This is a genomic window from Leeuwenhoekiella marinoflava DSM 3653, from assembly GCF_900129005.1.
GTDB lineage: Bacteria > Bacteroidota > Bacteroidia > Flavobacteriales > Flavobacteriaceae > Leeuwenhoekiella > Leeuwenhoekiella marinoflava.
Window position 1 is genome coordinate 115,980 of record NZ_FQUN01000008.1, and the last position, 18,324, is coordinate 134,303.

The 18,324-nt window shown below is 37.4% G+C and carries 12 protein-coding genes and 1 pseudogene; 4 read left to right on the top strand and 9 right to left on the bottom strand.

Annotated elements, in window-relative coordinates:
- Positions 1-9: 9 nt before the first annotated feature.
- The 3 genes from BUB91_RS07975 to BUB91_RS07985 are packed head-to-tail and all read right to left on the bottom strand — an operon-like array spanning position 10 to position 2,826.
- The gene (locus BUB91_RS07975; protein ID WP_073098708.1) at positions 10-870 is read right to left on the bottom strand and encodes a prephenate dehydrogenase; all 861 of its coding nucleotides are present in this window, start codon (positions 868-870) and stop codon (positions 10-12) included.
- Positions 857-2,005: a pyridoxal phosphate-dependent aminotransferase gene (locus BUB91_RS07980; protein ID WP_073098709.1), complete on the bottom strand. Its 1,149-nt coding sequence runs from the start codon at positions 2,003-2,005 to the stop codon at positions 857-859. The genes BUB91_RS07975 and BUB91_RS07980 overlap by 14 nt, the downstream gene beginning before the upstream one ends.
- Complete coding sequence (locus BUB91_RS07985) at positions 2,002-2,826, bottom strand: prephenate dehydratase (RefSeq protein ID WP_073098710.1); 825 nt, start codon at positions 2,824-2,826, stop codon at positions 2,002-2,004. The genes BUB91_RS07980 and BUB91_RS07985 overlap by 4 nt, the downstream gene beginning before the upstream one ends.
- 426 nt (positions 2,827-3,252) lie before the next feature.
- On the opposite strand from BUB91_RS07985, the gene gldA reads away from it, so the two are divergent.
- Together gldA and BUB91_RS07995 are read left to right on the top strand one after the other, a co-directional pair.
- The gene (gene gldA, locus BUB91_RS07990; RefSeq protein ID WP_073098711.1) at positions 3,253-4,146 is read left to right on the top strand and encodes a gliding motility-associated ABC transporter ATP-binding subunit GldA; all 894 of its coding nucleotides are present in this window, start codon (positions 3,253-3,255) and stop codon (positions 4,144-4,146) included.
- A gap of 9 nt (positions 4,147-4,155) precedes the next feature.
- A complete protein-coding gene (locus BUB91_RS07995; RefSeq protein WP_073098712.1) occupies positions 4,156-5,211 on the top strand; it encodes an endonuclease/exonuclease/phosphatase family protein in 1,056 nt (351 codons plus the stop codon).
- Positions 5,212-5,494: 283 nt separating this feature from the next.
- Here BUB91_RS07995 and BUB91_RS08000 read toward each other — a convergent pair whose 3' ends face one another.
- From BUB91_RS08000 to BUB91_RS08020, 5 genes are all read right to left on the bottom strand, one after another.
- The gene (locus BUB91_RS08000; RefSeq protein WP_073098713.1) at positions 5,495-6,754 is read right to left on the bottom strand and encodes a cation:proton antiporter; all 1,260 of its coding nucleotides are present in this window, start codon (positions 6,752-6,754) and stop codon (positions 5,495-5,497) included.
- A gap of 9 nt (positions 6,755-6,763) precedes the next feature.
- Positions 6,764-7,207: a VOC family protein gene (locus tag BUB91_RS08005; protein WP_073098714.1), complete on the bottom strand. Its 444-nt coding sequence runs from the start codon at positions 7,205-7,207 to the stop codon at positions 6,764-6,766.
- Between the two features lie 20 nt (positions 7,208-7,227).
- Positions 7,228-9,864, bottom strand: coding sequence for an MGH1-like glycoside hydrolase domain-containing protein (locus tag BUB91_RS08010; protein ID WP_073098715.1), 2,637 nt, complete (start codon positions 9,862-9,864; stop codon positions 7,228-7,230).
- Positions 9,857-10,675 carry an SDR family oxidoreductase gene (locus BUB91_RS08015; protein ID WP_073098716.1) on the bottom strand — a complete coding sequence of 273 codons (819 nt, stop codon included), beginning with the start codon at positions 10,673-10,675 and terminating at the stop codon, positions 9,857-9,859. Before BUB91_RS08015 ends, BUB91_RS08010 begins: the two co-directional genes overlap by 8 nt.
- A 267-nt stretch (positions 10,676-10,942) precedes the next feature.
- Positions 10,943-12,238, bottom strand: coding sequence for a serine hydrolase domain-containing protein (locus BUB91_RS08020; RefSeq protein ID WP_073098717.1), 1,296 nt, complete (start codon positions 12,236-12,238; stop codon positions 10,943-10,945).
- 375 nt (positions 12,239-12,613) lie between these two features.
- Here BUB91_RS08020 and BUB91_RS08025 point away from each other — a divergent pair, with 375 nt between their 5' ends.
- On the top strand, positions 12,614-15,658 hold the full coding sequence (locus tag BUB91_RS08025; protein ID WP_073098718.1) for a beta-L-arabinofuranosidase domain-containing protein: 3,045 nt from the start codon (positions 12,614-12,616) through the stop codon (positions 15,656-15,658).
- Between the two features lie 170 nt (positions 15,659-15,828).
- A pseudogene (locus BUB91_RS21710) lies at positions 15,829-16,121 on the top strand (IS1182 family transposase); the annotation flags it as partial.
- 94 nt (positions 16,122-16,215) lie between these two features.
- Here BUB91_RS21710 and BUB91_RS08030 read toward each other — a convergent pair.
- A complete protein-coding gene (locus tag BUB91_RS08030) occupies positions 16,216-16,872 on the bottom strand; it encodes a hypothetical protein (protein WP_128759330.1) in 657 nt (218 codons plus the stop codon).
- Positions 16,873-18,324: the final 1,452 nt, after the last annotated feature.

Consider the following 18,324-nt stretch of genomic DNA (forward strand, 5'->3'; position numbering starts at 1 on the left):
TTTAACCGATTACGATAATCCTTTAAGTATTGATTTTATGTGATTTGTATTGTGCATCTCGTTAAAAACTTCCTCATAATCTTCTGCTTCGAGCACGTTTTTAAAATGCGTTAAATTATTTATGTACTCCGTTAAGCTCTCTAATACGTTAGCTTTATTCTCTTTAAATATCGGCGTCCAAGTACTGGGATTACTTTTTGCAAGACGCACCGTCGATGCAAAACCACTACCCGCCATATCAAAAATATCTTTCTCATTTTTCTCTTTCTCTATCACCGTTTTCCCAAGCATAAAGCTACTAATATGCGACAAATGAGACACATAAGCAATGTGCTTGTCGTGCGAATGCGGATTCATATACCTGATCTGCATCGGTAATGCTTTAAAAATCTGCATTGCTTTATCTAATAGATCTTCACGGGTTTGTTCTACCTCACAAAGAATCATTGTCTTGTCTTTAAACAAGTTTTCAATTGCCGCAGATGGACCGGAAAATTCGGTACCTGCTATAGGGTGTGCAGCTAAAAACTGATTGCGCTTAGGATGGTTTCTTACCGCATCACAAACACTTCCTTTAGTTGAACCTACATCTATCACCAATGCATTTTCTGCAATTGCATCTAAAACTGCCGGTAAAAACAAATTAGCCTGATCTACAGGAATAGACAAAATCACAAGATCTGCCTGACTCAAAGCTTCAAAACGAGATGAGTGATCTATCACACCAAGACCTACTGCCTCATCAAGATGATCTACATTGCTATCAACGCCATAGATCGTACTTTCTGGCAAAACACGTTTTAGATCACGCGAAAGCGAACCACCTATGAGTCCTATACCCAAAACAAATATGTTTTTAAAATCTTCCAATGGCTTCTTTGATTTTATCTTCGGTTACACAAAGTGAAAAACGAATATATCCTGCTCCCTGAGAGCCAAAAATACTTCCCGGGGTTAAAAACACGCTTTTGTTTATTAAAATATCATCTATAAATGCTTCTGCATCACCAGCTCCTTCTGGTAATTTCGCCCAGATGAACATACCGGCTGCATTTTTATCATACGTACAACCTATCAAATCAGCCAACTTCCACATGTGTTCTCTTCGGCTTTTATAAACCTGATTGAGTTCGTTAAACCACTCTTTGTCTTCTTTCAAAACAGCAGCAGCTCCTTTTTGAATTCCATAGAACATACCGCTATCCATATTACTTTTTACAGTTAAAACAGTATTTATATAATCTGAAGAACCCAACAACATCCCCACTCTCCAACCACTCATATTGAATGATTTGCTCAAAGAGTTTAATTCTATAGCTACCTCTTTTGCTCCCGCTATACTTAAAATACTCTGTGGATTTTCATTTAAGATGAAACTATACGGGTTATCATTTACTAATAAAATCGAGTTTGTTTTTGCAAAAGCTACAAGCTCTTCAAAATCTGCTGTAGTTGCTTTAGCTCCTGTAGGCATATGTGGATAGTTTACCCACATCAATTTTACCTTACTCAGGTCTTTTTTGGCTAAAGCTTCATAATCTGGCATCCAGTTATTTGAAGCATCAAGATTGTAATAAACCGGTTCTGCTTCGACCAGACGTGTCACTGAAGTATAGGTAGGGTAACCTGGATTAGGTATCAATACCTCATCTCCCGGGTTTAAGAAAGCCATACTGATATGCATGATTCCTTCTTTTGAACCCATTAAAGGCAATATTTCACTTTCAGCATCTAGACTTACGCCATATCGCGCTTCGTAAAACTCAGACATTGCCTTAGTCAGCTCTGGTAAGCCTTTGTAACTCTGATATTGATGTGCAGGACCGTCTAAAAGAGACTTGGTCAACGCATCGATCACATGTGGTGGCGGTGGCAAATCTGGACTACCTATACCCATATTGATTATAGGCTTACCTGCTGCTGCAAGCGCTCGAACTTCTTTTAGCTTTCGCGAAAAGTAGTACTCTGAGGTCTGGTTTAACCGCTTAGCCGATTCTATAATCATCCTTTTCTATTTTTATATTCGCCCAAAACTTTAAATTCAAGCGCCATGATATTCAACAATTTTTTTGCTTTTTCGAAGTCTGCGTAATTATCAAAAGTAACATCAACAAAAAACGAATACTTCCACGGTGTTTCGATAACTGGTAAAGACTGAATTTTAGTAAGATTCAATCTGCAATCGCTCATCACGTTCAGTACTGCTGCCAGACTTCCACGTTTGTGATCTGCCAGAAATTTAACCGAAGCCTTATCCGGAATTTCTGCTTCTGTTCTACCGTTTGTATTCAGAATAAAGAAACGCGTCGAATTCTCTTTTATAGTCTGAATATCTTCAGCAATCACATCTAATCCATAAATCTGTGCAGCTGTAACTCCAGCAATTGCTCCAACCCCTTTCAAATTTCCATCGGCGATACGCTTTGCAGCTCCCGCAGTATCATCATCTTCAACCAGCCTAATGTGTTCTTTATCTTTAAAAAACTCCTTGCATTGCAACAAAGCCATCGGGTGCGACCAGACTTCTTGAATATCCTCTAACTGCTGACCAGGCATGACCATCAGGTTTTGACTTATTGCCAGATAGCGCTCTCCTTCTATATTCAACGCATGGTTATCAATCAATGCGTAGTTCGGTATTATGCTTCCTGCTATAGAATTTTCTATAGCCATGACTGCATCTGTCGCCTCGCCTTTTACCAGACAATTCACCAGCTCTTGAAAGCTACGGCAATCTATCACCTCCACATCTTCAGCAAAAAAATCCTGAGCGACTTTATGATGAAAAGAACCTTTAATTCCCTGTATGGCTACTTTATGTTTCAATTACTTCTAGTTCAGTTTATAACAAAAAAAATCCCGATTTTTAAATCGGGACCCTATGATATTGTATTACTACACGTTACTCTATAGCGGTCCCATCTCTCTCCAGAAGAAAAAGAAATAATAACGGTTAAAAAAGTAAGGTACGTAAGACATGTGTTTCATTAATTATGCTGCTAAAGTACTTAAATAAATAAGAAGAGCTTTAAAAGCTTTGAACTTTTACAAATATTAAGGAAAAATCACATAATATTTAAAGAAAATAAAATAGAACTCAGTTTTCAAGGTACTTTATTAAAAAATATTTTTTAATTGCTTTAATTGAGCAGCTCTATTTTTATATTGAATTAATTTTAAGGTTTTGAAAACAGCTGTCTGATTGCGATTTGTTTACTTTTAACTTTTAAAGTTCCCTTATTTTAAGCCAGTATGTCTATAACTGTAGAGGCCATAACAAAAATGTACGGTGCTCAGAAAGCACTTGACGATTTATCATTTTCGGTCAAAAAAGGTGAAATCACCGGTTTCTTAGGTCCTAACGGTGCCGGTAAAAGCACGATGATGAAAATCTTGACCACCTACCTCAAACAATCATCAGGAGCTGCTTTTGTAGATGGTTTTTCTACTGAAAAAGAAGCTTTAGAGGTTCAAAAACGTGTGGGTTATCTCGCAGAAAACAATCCGTTATACTCGGAAATGTATATTAAAGAGTATCTTAAACTTCACGCTGACCTAAACCACACTTCAAAAGATCGCATAGCTGAAGTTATCGCACTTACCGGTTTACAACCCGAAGTAACTAAGAAAATCAAACAATTAAGTAAAGGTTACAAACAACGTGTAGGCTTGGCTGCTGCCTTAATACACGATCCTGAAGTTCTAATTCTTGACGAACCGACAACTGGTCTTGACCCTAACCAATTGAAAGAAATACGTGAACTCATTAAAACTATTGGTAAAACCAAAACCGTTTTGCTCTCTACACACATTATGCAAGAGGTTGAAGCTATTTGTGATCGGGTCATTATACTTAATAAAGGGAAGATTGTTGCAGACAGACAACTAGAAGAACTAAAAGCCGGTAGTGAACAAATTATTAAAGTAGAATTTGATTATCGTGTAGAGGAAGCAGCTCTTAAGAATTTACCTAAAGTAAATTATGTGAATAACACAGAAGGCTTGATCTACGAAATCAGTTTTGATACGCAAAAAGATATGCGATCTGTGTTATTTGATTTTGCGCATGATAACGGACTAAAAACGCTACAGCTTTCTCGTATAAATATTTCTTTAGAACAACTTTTTCAACAACTCACCAGCTAAGCACACCCAATGGTTTTATACGGATTCGCCTTATTTTTAATAGTAATTGCCCTTTTACCGCTTACCCAAGGAACTCACTGGATTATTAGAGGCTGGGATTTTATAAGAGTTCAAACCTGTTTTCTTCAGGCCTTGGTTATCGCACTGTTGGCTATTTTTGAATTTCCAGTAAACGAATGGCAATACATTATAGCTATTAGTTTGCTTGCTACTCTCTTATTTCAACTTTATGTAGTTTTCCCATACACTCATTTTTATCCATTACGTGATTCTAAACCTGATAATCCAGATTCTCTTAGACAAATAAGTTTGCTGAGCTCTAATGTATTGCAAACCAATAAAGAATATAAAAAACTCATAGAGCAGGTTAATATACACACTCCAGACCTCCTACTTGTTATGGAGACTGATGAGAACTGGGAAAACGGTTTAAAAGAACTAGAAAAAGATTATCCTAACGTTGTACGGGTTCCTTTAGATAATTTCTACGGAATGCATTTGTACAGCAAATACGAGTTAGCAGAAACTCAAGTAAATTACCTAGTAGAAAAAGATGTACCTTCAATTTTCACTAAAGTCTATTTTGGAAGCGACAAACCTCTAGAATTGATTTGTGTTCACCCGGCGCCTCCAAGCCCAACTGAAAATGAAACTTCAGAAGAACGCGATGCAGAACTTCTAATTGTAGGCAAAGCAGTACGTAAATTAAATGCTGATCATCCTATTCTTGTTTGTGGAGACCTCAACGATGTGGTGTGGTCTCGGGTGAGCAGATTATTTGCAAAAATAACCGGACTCATAGATCCTAGAATTGGTAGAGGTTTATTTCCTACATTTCACGCAGACTACTGGTACTTGCGTTTTCCTATTGATCATTTATTTCATTCAAAAAATATTGTTGTAGATTGTATGCAACGACTTCCCAATATAGGATCTGACCACTACCCTATGTTCTTTACGTTATGGCTGGAAAATGGCGAAAAGGTTGAAAAACCAAAAATTGAATCTGAAATAAATGAGGAAGTTGAAGAGCGAATAGAAGAAGGTCTGGAGCGCGCTGAATAATTACTTTATTATCACTTCAATTACAAGGAATCAAAAAAGCCTCCTTACGGAGGCTCCAACTGTCAGGTCTAATGTTCATAATAAACGAGCCCCCTAAACCCAACCTGACATACTTTTACCTTATTCAAACCTATAATTTATACTTGTTCAAAAATAAACATATTTATTATTTAAAATAATTAAAATGCATAAATAATGACTTTGAATGCTAAAAACTCAATATAAGGCATAAAAAAACCTCTAAAGAGGCTTTTCAAATTATACTTCAGTTAAAATTAATACTTTATACTTCTTCAGGTTTACTATCTCTTACTCCAAGTTTTTTAATAACAGAACCTACGGTAAGCCCCTGTACGAGAATTGAAAAAATCACGATAATGTAAGTTATTACTAAAAATAGTTCGCGATGCATATCTTGAGTGAGGCTCAGCGCCAAAGCAATTGAAATACCACCACGCAAACCACCCCAAGTCATAATCACATCGGTACGGGGCACAAAATTGAGGTGTTTTTCAAAAAAGTTTATAGGGATCAGTAGTGAGACATATCTACAAATCAGCACTACTGGAATCGCAATTAAGCCTGCAATAATTGCCGGAATCTCAAAGCTTATGATTAGCATTTCCATACCAATTAACACAAACAAAATGGTGTTTAGTAAGATATCTATCAGCTCCCAGAATTTATCTACATAGGTTTCGGTAAGTTCAGACATCGTGTGTTTACGTGCTGTATCATTTCCTACTAAAAGTCCTGCAGTTACCATTGCTAATGGCGCAGACATATGAAGTTTCTGCGCAGCTACTGTACCGCACATTACCGCAGCAAGCGTGATAATTACTTCAATATCATAATCATTTATAGATTTTAGCAACTTATAAGTCAAAAATCCTATTCCTAAACCTAATGCGATTCCTCCTAAAACTTCAAGGCCAAATAACTCTAAAATATCGCCAGGAGTAACCGGTTCTGAAGAGCCTGCTATTTTAAAAATGGTGAGAAATACTACAACACCAACTCCGTCATTAAAAAGAGATTCTCCCACAATCTTAGTTTCCAAATTCTTTGGCGCACCGGCTTTTTTGAGAATTCCTAAAACGGCTATAGGATCTGTAGGTGAAATCAATGCCCCAAACAATAAGCAATAAATAAAATCCACATCAAGCCCCAACATCATAAGCACATAATACAAAGCACCACCAACGAGAAATGTAGAGGTAAGAACACCTACTGTTGCAAATACAATAACCGGCCAACGCTGTACTCTGAGTTGTTCAAAATTAGTATGTAGCGCACCCGCAAAAAGCAAGAAACTCAACATCCCATCCAGAAGAACTTTCTCAAAATCTATACTGCTTATTATTTCTTTTTCAGCTTCTAATAAAGTATCATCATAGTAAGCAATTCCCAAAACTCCTAATGTAAACAGAAGGGTTATTAGCATCAAGCCTATTGTGTTCGGCAGTTTGAGAAAACGTACGTTGATATAGCCAAAAACGGCGGCAAGACCTACTAAAATTGCAGTAATTAGATAATAATCCATAGAAATTTATTAGAGCTTATTGGTGTTTATTTCAATCCAGTATCCGTCTGGATCGGTAAGGTAAATCTGCCGTACACCATCAGGTCTTGTATTTGTAGTACCAGCTTCTCCAGGCCAATTCTCAAAAGGAATATTCTTAGATTTTAAAAACTTCATAAAACCATCAAGATCATCAATATTCAAAGCTAAATGAACTCCTTTGTGCGGTTTGAATTCTTCTTCACTTGCTATCAAATGAATCTGAACCTTATTATCTAAAGCAAACCATCTAAATTTTGGTCCCAACCCCGCATTATCAATTTCTGGTAACCCCAGAATATCACTGTAAAAAGCTGCTGCTTTATCTAAGTCTTTAACCAAAAGAGCATCGTGGTCTTTAGTAAGTTTAAAATCTTGCGCTATCATCGTGTGTAAAAAAAATAAATTAATAAGAATAATAAAACCGATTTTCATGATTTGAGATTGAATTATTACTAATAAATTTCGTGAATCATATTTGCAATGAGAGCAGTCCAACCTGTTTGATGCGAAGCTCCTACTCCTCTACCTGTATCTCCATGAAAATACTCATAAAACAATACTAAATCTTTAAAATGAGGATCTTTATAAATCTCCTTGTGTTGTGCATTTATTGGGCGGTCCCCATTTTCATCGGTATGAAAAAGTGTTAGCAGGCGTTTCATCAGATCGTTTCTAATGTCATTGAGATTTAAAATTTTCCCGCTACCTTTAGGATATTCTACCTCGAAATCTTTCCCATAATAATCTCTAAACTCTTTGATTGCTGTTACAAACAAAAAGTTAAAGGGCATCCACACAGGACCTCGCCAATTAGAGTTTCCTCCAAACATAGAAGACTCAGACTCTGCCGGCTCATATTTTATCTCATAGTTCGCTCCGTCAATATCTATCTTGTAGGTTTTCTCGTGAATCTTAGAAAGCGAACGCAAACCGTGCTCACTCAAAAATTCTTTCTCATCAAAAACTGCACTCAGCATAATCTCAACCCGTTCTTTAGGAACCAATGCTAATAACAAATCTGAATCATCTGAAAATTCCTGAATTACCATATACTTCAGGTTTGCCATCCGGTATTTTCTAAACCAGTTTACACTGTATTTAAAATTTGGCAAACGGTCTAAAGTCTCTCTCTTAATATGTAAAACAGCTATCAAAGACATGATCCCAACAATAGATCGCACTTTTATAGGCTGAAAGCTGCCGTCTTCAAAAACCAATTTATCATAGAAGAAACCTTCTTCTTCATCCCAGGTTCCTTCATAATCTTCATTCAGTTTGTTTAAAGCTTCAGCAATGAAGATAAAGTGACCAAAAAACTTAGTCGCCATATCTTCATAAGAAGAATCAACCAGTGCTATTTTAATTGAAATCTCAAGCATATTCAGGCAGTAAAGCGCCATCCACGAAGTACCGTCTACCTGCTCTAAAGTTGCGTTACCGGGAATACCACTACTGCGATCAAAGACTCCTATATTGTCAAGACCTAAGAAGCCGCCTTGAAAAACATTATTCTGTTTACGGTCTTCCTGATTTACCCACCAGTTGAAGTTGAGGGATAATTTATTAAAGATACGCTTAAGGAAATCTATATCTTCCTTCCCCGCTGTATCCCGCTCTATTTTGTAAATCTGTAGCGCTGCAAAAGCCTGTGTGGGCGGATTGACATCACTAAAATTCCATTCATAAGCTGGTATTTGACCATTAGGCGCCATATACCATTCTTTAGTAAAAAGCAGTAATTGCTTTTTTGCAAACTCAGGATCTATATAAGCCATCGTAATACAATGAAATGCACTGTCCCAAGCAGCATACCACGGGTATTCCCACTTATCAGGCATCAAATGAATATCGTGATTTCTTAAGGTCTTCCAATTGCTGTTACGACCGTTATACCGTTCTTTAGGTGGAGTTGAAACTTTGGGATCTCCTTTAAGCCATTGCTCTACTTCGTAGTTATAATATTGTTTTGACCACAACAAACTCGCAAAAGCCTGGCGCTGAATTTCTTTAGCCTCCTCATCTTTAACCTGATTCACACCCTCATAAAAATTCAAACATTCTTGAACCCGCGTTTCAAAAAGAGAATCAAAATCTGAACTAAAAGCGTCTTCTAAATCTGCGTGAGTCAATCTTAGCTTGAATACCACCGTTTCTCCGGCTTTAACATTACGCTGGTAATGCGGTGCAAACTTGGTTCCTTCCTGTTTCTTTTCTGCCAAACGGTAATCGTTTTCGATTACTGTTTTATGAAAAAAGTCCTTTTTATAGGGCTGATCGTTAGGTTGCAAATACAGCCGCTCATCATTGGTTTCATTTTCAGTAAAAAGTTGATGATCTGGCTTTTCAAAATATAGATTATAATCCCCGGTATATGGATGCTTTATGTGTACCGAAGGTGATTTGCCATTCTTATTCTTTACTATGGAAGGTTTAAAAGGCATATCTCTTATACTCCAGAAATTGCGAATCCATAACGTAGGTAAAACGTGTAATTCTGCAGCTTTAGCGCTTCGGTTTGTCACTGAAATTTTAATACATATATCATCAGGACCCGCTTTTGCATATTCGGTAACAACATCAAAATATTCATTGTTATCAAAAAGACCCGTGTCTAAAATCTCATACTCATCATCCTTTCTGCTTCGGCCTTGATTTTTCGTCACTAAATCCCCATACGGATATTCGTTTTGAGGATATTTATAGAGATGCTTCATATAAGAATGTGTAGGTGTATTCTCTAAATAATAGTAGAGTTCCTTTACATCTTCACCGTGATTACCTTCTGGACCTGTCAAACCAAACAAGCGTTCTTTTAGTATAGAATCTTTTCCATTCCAAAGAGCGAGGCCAAAGCATACGTTACAATAACGATCTGTAAAACCTGCCAAACCATCTTCTCCCCATCTGTAAACCCGACTTCTGGCATGATCGTGCGGAAAATAACCCCAGGCATCACCGTGAGCACTATAATCTTCTCGCACCGTACCCCACTGCCTTTCGCTTAAGTAGGGGCCCCAATGCAACCAGTCTTCATTTCCAGCGTAATGTGAATCTAATCTTTTCTGTTCTTCTGTATTTTTCTTAACCATTTGTTGTAAATCCTGGGTAGCACGTCATTCCTCCATCAACATATAATGTTGTGCCATTAATATATTCTGATTCATCTGATGCCAACCAAGCAGCCGTACTGCCTATATCTTCGGGCACTCCAATACGTTTATACGGAATCAGTTTATTCAATTTATTGAGTGCACTTTCGGTTTCCCATGCTTCTCTATTAATATCTGTTTTTATCGCTCCGGGAGCAATACTATTACATCGTACTTTAAGAGGCGCATACTCTTGGCAAATACTTTCCATCAGCATAACTAAACCTCCTTTTGACGCGGCATAATTTGTATGCCCTGCCCATGGAATAATCTGATGAACAGAACTCATATGAATGATTTTACCTAAGGATTTAGAAACGTCTTCTCGAATCCCTCTGCGCATAAATTCTCGTAAAGCTTCGCGTGCACACAAAAACTGACCGGTTAGATTTACATCTATAACCAATTGCCAATCTTTTAAAGTCATTTCATGTAATGGGGCATCTTTTTGCAAACCAGAATTCGCAACGAGAATATCTACTGTTCCAAATTTTTCGATAGTTTGCTTAAACATGGCCTGTACCTGTTCTTCTTTACTCACATCACATTGTATCACAATCGCCGCTCCACACGATGTGTCTTCATTTATTTTACCTGCAACTTCGTTAGCCTCTTCTTCCGATGAATTATAATTAACCACCACATTTGCTCCGTCTCTTCCCAGAGCCATTGCCACCGCTGCACCTATACCACTACTGGATCCAGTTACGATTGCAGTTTGCCCTTTAAGGCGTTCATTGGGTTTTTGCATTTTAGTAGGTTTTAAACGTTAAGTTATACATTAGTTTTTAAATCCTAATTTAAACCAACTTCCTGAGGTATAGCAGGGTCTTAACGTTATTTAGTAAAGTACACTTCCTAAATGCTAATTATCTAGTAAAGTCTTTTTTTTACTAGATAATTAGAAGTAGTAGATGGTTTTTGAAAATAATATAAAAAAAAGAAAGTCTAATTTATAAAGACTTCCTTAAGTACTTTTTATCTTACGTATATTACAACTAAATATTCCGTACTTCGTCTATTTGGCTGTAGCCAACTTTCCTAATTCTAAGTTATCAACCGGTATATTCATCACCTTATTTACAATCTCATGCAATTCCGGAATCACAAAGCTGGCTAAGGGAGTAAGGCTGTTAAATAGTACCGAAATACCTAAATCTTCACCAGGGAACAATGCTATTTCATTTCTAAAATCACTTACACTTCCTCCGTGATGTATCATTTTACTTTGATCACCGGTTTCTGCATCAACAAACTCATGTATACGCCAACCGTAAGCATATGAAGATCTCAAATGCCCTTTCCAACGCTGATAATACTTATGGGCATCAGGAATATCAACCTGAGGCTTAAATACTCTGGCTATACTTTCTGAATCTAAAACGCGCTCATTATGACCTAGCAAAAAGCGCATCCATTTACCCATATCAGCTGCACTTGCATTTATTCCTCCTGCTGCAACTGCATTAAAATATTTTTTATTGACTGGCAGGCGATTCCACCCTTTGCGTGTGTTTTTATGTGGATAAGCATAATTATTAGTTTTGATCAAGGCTTCATAATCTGTAGAAGCCGTCTTCATATTCAATGGTGTAAAAATTTTATTCTGAAGCAACTGCTGAATGGTTTGCCCGGTTGCCGTATGCATCATTTCACCACTTAATGCAAACATCGCATTCTGATAACTATAAACTTTACCCGGCCTTGCAATCGTATTGATTATATTGAATCTTGAAGCAATTTCCGGAAGTTCTATACCATCTTCTACAAGATTAGTATAACAATGATAAGGCACTCCTGTGGTATGAGAAAGCACATTTGATAACGTTAACTTCTCTGCATTCAGTTTACTTTTTAATTGAAATTCCGGCATCAAGTCAACCAGTTTATCATCCCATTTCAAAGCGCCATCCTTAACTTCAATTCCTGCTAAAATACCAGTAAAACCTTTAGACAAAGAGCCTAACCTAAAAACAGTTTCAGAATCAACCCTGTCGTTTTTAAAAACATTACGTTTACCAAAGCCCTCTTTCAGGAGAATGGAATCTCCCTGAACAATACTTACTCCTGCACCAACGATCAAGCGCTTATTAATCATACCTTCAAAATAGGCAGCAATCTCTTTTGCTAAAACAGCTTTTCTACTTTTATAAATATACGCTGCTTCTTTTTGAGCTTGAATTTTTAATGGATTAACAAATTCAATAGCATGAGTCTTTTTAGATTGGGTCTCTTGAAAATCTGGAGATGATAATGCGAAGAAAGAAATAAGCACCAGAAAAGTACCTAAAACAAGAGGTTTACGAATAATCATTGAATATTGGGATTTAATCGAATTGGCTAAAAGTTTCCACTTATAAAGCAATAACAACGCTTAAATATAAAAATTATTTTAACATTTTTTTTAGTATTTACTCTAAAATGTAAGTTTTATATTCTTTTTTATCTGATTTGAACTCAATCTATCATCAAACTAGATAAAATTATTGATTAAATGTTCTGGTAATTCAAACTTTTTAAGTCTTCTAGAGCACAAAAAAAGTATAGGTAATAAAATATCAAAACTGATTAGTTTTTAATTAATCAAAACATCTTCAGCAATTTATATTTACAATTATCTGAATAGAATTTGAGAATTCTTCAGACTTTCAAATACACTTTAAGTTCTAAAATTATTACGATTCATCTTATGAAATCTTCTTTAACAAGGCACATACTCAGCTTAACTCTCATCTTTTTATTCTCCAAGTCAACAACTTACGCGCAAAGCGGAGACCAGATTTTAGACGGCATAGGAGAAACTGGTTTGATCGCTCGGTATATTTTTGACGGAAACGCAAAAGACTGGTCTCGTAATAATCTACATGCTACACTTCAAGATAATACTGAAACTTATGTTACAGACGAAAGGTTTAAAAACGTTTTAAGTTTAGCTAACGAGAACTATTTAACGCTTCCTAAAGAAACTTTAAACGGTATAGAATCTTTAACCATTACTACTTGGATTTATTTAAATGCTATTGAAAACAATCAATATTTATTTGATTTTGGTTCTACTGATGATTCTCATTTTTTTGCCACCCCTAAAGCAAAAAAAACTGGTGAATTTGGAGCTACTCTTGTCAAAAATGCTGTAAGTATTGCAGAAACGACAACATCTTCTCCAGAAGTTAAAAAATGGATACATATTGCTATCGTAATAGATTTTCCCTCACAAAGCTTCAACACGTATTTAGATGGTGAGCTTGCTGCTACAGCCCAAGCTTCAAATCTGGATTTGAGTACGATTTTCAATTCTGATTCTAATCAGCTTTTTATTGGCAAATCATTATCTGCAGAAGAAACCTCCTTAGATGCACTTCTACACGATTTTAGAATTTACCGTATTCCATTGAGAAAAAATCAAGTTGCACGTATTTATCAAAACGCTTCTAAAACTGGAGAAAGTGTGGTGAATGAGCGCGCCGAACCAGAAGACAACCTTCCGGTTTTTGAAGATAATGTCCCCCAACTTTACAATCACTATTTAACTGCTGTTTCTGATGTTACTGTTGAAACGGTTGTTGGTCAGCTTCCACGCTTACCCAGATTTGTAGAAGGCAGCTATAAGCTTCCGGTTGGAGCTCCTCAAGTACGTGTGCTCTGGCCGGCTCCTGAAGATAACAGCAGTGTTTTAAAACCCGGCACCTATACCATTACCGGTCGAGTTTCAGGAACTGATTTTAAACCTACGGCTACGGTAATTGTAAAAGATACCGATGCAAATGACACACCCAATCGCACTCTGGAACCCTTTCAGTTGAATGAAGTTTCTCTTGATGCAAATGCTCTGGGAAAGGATTCAAAGTTCATTGAGAACCGCGACAAGTTTATCAATACGCTTGCTGAAACCAATCCAGATTCTTTTCTGTATATGTTCAGAAATGCTTTTGGGCAAAAGCAGCCTCAAGGTGCAGAACCGCTTGGGGTTTGGGACACTCAGGAAACGAAATTGAGAGGCCATGCAACCGGACATTATTTAACAGCAATCGCACAAGCTTACGGAAGCACCACCTATGATAAAAAGCTACACCAAGAGTTTGAAGATAAAATGAATTATATGGTGAATATCTTATATGATTTATCTCAACTTTCAGGTAAACCCGAGAGCACAGATGGACCATTTGTTTCAGATCCTGCTGCCGTGCCTACAGGACCGGGAAAGCCTTCTTACAATTCTGATTTGAGCGAAACCGGCATCAGAACCGATTACTGGAACTGGGGTACTGGTTACATCAGCGCATATCCTCCAGATCAATTTATAATGCTTGAAAATGGAGCGAAATATGGTGGACAAGAAGACAGAGTTTGGGCACCGTATTATACGTTGCATAAAATTTTAGCCGGACTGATTGACGTTTATGAAGTGGGCGGAAATGAAAAAGCGCTTGAAGTTGCCGAAGGAATGGCTGAATGGGTTCACACACGACTAAGCAAGCTACCCGCTGAAACATTAATCACGATGTGGAATACCTATATCGCCGGTGAATTTGGCGGCATTAATGAATCTCTAGCGCATCTTTATCGCATTACCGGTAAACCTGATTATTTAAAGACCGCTCAATTATTTGACAATATCAAAGTTTTTTATGGTGATGCTGAACATTCTCACGGACTCGCAAAAAATGTAGACACCTATCGTGGATTGCACGCCAATCAACACATCCCGCAAATCATGGGGGCTCTTGAGCTGTACCGCAATTCTGAATCTCCTGAGTATTACAATATAGCAGATAACTTTTGGTACAAAACCAAAAACGATTATATGTACAGTATCGGTGGCGTTGCAGGAGCGAGAAATCCGGCAAATGCTGAATGTTTTGTGGCGCAACCGGCTACGCTTTATGAAAATGGTTTATCTGCCGGCGGACAAAATGAAACCTGCGGAACATACAATATGCTCAAGTTAACTCGCGGACTTTTCTTTTACAATCAACAACCGGAATTGATGGATTACTACGAACGAGCAATGTACAACCAGATCTTAGCTTCAGTAGCAGAAGATAGTCCGGCGAACACGTATCATATCCCCTTAAGACCGGGTTCAAAAAAGCAGTTTAGCAATGCTGATATGAGTGGTTTTACATGTTGTAACGGAACAGCACTTGAAAGCAGCACCAAACTTCAAAATTCAATCTATTTTAAAAGCATAGATAACAAAGCGCTTTTTGTAAATCTGTTTGTGCCTTCAACCCTAAACTGGACCGAAAAAAACGTAACAATCAAGCAAGAAACTGCATTTCCTCACAAAGATCACAGTAAATTCACCATTGAAGGAAAAGGCAAATTCAGTCTCAACATCAGAATACCCGGCTGGGCTAAAACTGGAGTTGAACTTAAACTTAACGGAAAAACTCAGAATATTTCTATTGTGCCCGGCACTTACCTAAACGTAGACCGAAAGTGGAAAAATGGTGATACAATTGAACTTAAAATGCCGTTTCGTTTTCACCTAGACCCTATAATGGATCAAGAAAATATTGCGAGCTTATTTTATGGTCCGGTATTATTAGCCGCTCAGGAATCTGAACCCCGTACAGATTTCAGAAAAATTACGCTAGATGCTTCTGATCTCGGAAAAACTATCACAGGAAATCCTGAAGAGTTAGAATTTAAAATAGACGGAACCGTTTTTAAACCATTTTACGAGACCTACGACCGGCATTCTGTTTACCTAGATGTAACGTTAAAATAACCCCTCTAAACCGAGCAGAAGCATCTTGATGGATTGCGCTAAGCAAGCAACACAAATAGAAAAACCCGCTAATCTAAGTTTAGCGGTTTTTTTGTTGATCAGTCTTAGTTCCTAAAGATAGATCGATATTTTTTAATCATACTAGCCTTATGACATTCCCGCTCTCCTTGTTGAAAGACAAACGACAAAGCACAGTAGAATCTGTCTTTGAAACCTTAACTCTCCCGCTATCGGGATTATGGGACTGAGAAAAGTAAACACCATAGGACTAAAACAAGCCAACAAGTGTATGCAGCTCGCTGCCACCGCCTACAACCTTAAGAAGTACCTCAAGTTCACGCAAAAACAGGTAAAAAGCAGAGCAGGAATGCTCGGCTTGTATTTTAGACTCAAAACAGCCCTAAAAGAGGCTTTTAAATTAATGCTAATGCTCGTTAACCTCCAATGTTTATCAACGGTCTAAAACTAGAAAATCGCTCATCCCGATAGCTATCGGGACGATTTGAATCAGTGCGTTTTTTAAAAAAAATTAGGGACTTGTGCAACGGCTACCGGTGTTACCTGCTGGCTTTTATTTTTTCCATTTCATTCTGTTGTTGATCAGTTAGAGGTACTTTGAATAATTCAATAGCCAATGTTATTTCTTTAAGATTTTTAAAGTCAATATTTTTTATTTTATTCTTTTTGAATAGGTCTACAACTTTTTTTGTGCAAAAAATATTCATATTTAAATTTCCTTTTTCATCTGGCTTACACATAAATAAATCCGTACCACTCCAAAAATCTTTATCAAAGAAAAAACCTTTAATATGTGGTTTAGTTTTAATTCCAATTTTATCTAAAACTATAGAACTTTTAGAGTAATCTCGATGTCCACAACGCCCTGTTATTATTAAACCGAAAAACTTTTGATCAATCAATTCATTTTTTTTTGAGCGAATTTCCACATTATACGTTTCCCAACCTGTGATTCTATTTGATTTAAATAATTCAATTACTTTTTCACTAACTATCACTGGATAGGCATTAGTTGTCCAAATAATATCATAGAGTGTTTTTCCACCCATCTTATGTTTTACAGTAACCGTTTCTGTAATTTGTCTTTCGCCTCTTGAAATTTCAGGTTCAGCTAAGTCATACTTTTCTATAACTCCCCTAAATGGTCGATTTGAAAAAATTTCTCTTATTTGAAATATATTGTCGTATATCAGCATTTTTGGCAGCTTGCAGGTAACGGTTGTGTGTCGAGTAGGAAAAGGGAGTTTCACCCTTCCCCTCTCACAGAACCGTACGTGATAGTCCCCCATCATACGGCTCTTCTAATTTAATCTACAAGTATAAGCTCATCCTCTATTCAAGTTGGCAAATTGTATTTTAAATTAGCTAACCCCTTTGCTCCACTCCCATTACAAGAGCCTCTTCACTACTACGGATTAGTCCGCCACCTTACACTACATTGGTAATCATCTTGCAGTTGCTCTACTTGATCTTTCTCTTTTACATTAATGTAAGGCTTCCTGCGTTCCATCTATAAGCCCAGATAAAAGTCATGCCCCCTATACGACGGTTACCGAATAGCCAGTAAATAGGTTTCCGCTATCCTTGTCCCTGAGAACTCGACGTTTCTCGGTTTTGGCAACATGTTTTGCCTTCTCGACGCTTCATCGGAAGGTTCGCTTTCGCTCATCTCTTTTATCAACACCTGACAAATCTAGCCTGCCTTTTCTTCTCTCGCTTCACACAAACAAATTACTTTGAATGCATCAGAAAAGTGGTTTAGAACCAGCTCCTATAAGCAGATTCTGGTGGGTCGATTCCACCATCTCATAAATAGTTGCGTGAAGTCTATGCTTCACTCACAGCACACGTCGAGTAGACAAGGGGAATTTCACCCCGAGCCTCTCACAGAACCGTACGTGATAGTCTCCCATCATACGGCTCTTCTAACCTGATATACAAAAATAGCTCATCCTTTTTTTTCAAGTTGGCAGTATGTACATCAATTTAGCTAACCCCTTTGCTCCACTCCCATTACAGGAGCTTCTTCACTACTACGAGTTAGTCCGCCCCTATACCAAGCATCGCTATTTTGCCTCTAGTTTGCGCTATTGTACATTTCACTTTGCATCTTGGCACAGATTCCCGAGTTCCGTAAATAAGCCCAAATACTGGTCATGCCTCCTAAATGACGCCTGCCGCCCAGCCAATAAACAGGTGACCGCTGGACTTATAATGTTTGTCATACTTCAAACACTTTTGACAGAAGGTTGCACTTTCTCGACACTTCATCAGAGGTTCATTTGCATTCATCTCCAGTATTCATACCTGACTAGTTCTTGACGTAGCCTTTTCCATAACGCTCAATACCTTAGCTCTTAACCAAAGCACCTTATGGTGGTTTAACGCTCTTCCCTGTAGGACAACATTGGTGGGTCACTTAGACTGCGCTCAGCACAGGCAGTTCCACCATCTTATAAACAGTTGCGTAACGACTTTCAGCCGGTCGTTACTCTCGGCACACATATGGCTCGTAGCGTGCAAATTAGAAAACTATTTTCGGATTGAGCACAAGCCAGATTTTTAAATTTTACTGTTTATCTTTTTTTATTGGAAATCGTCAAATTTAAAAATTTGGCGACTTTCCAAATAAGCCTTAACTTCGATTA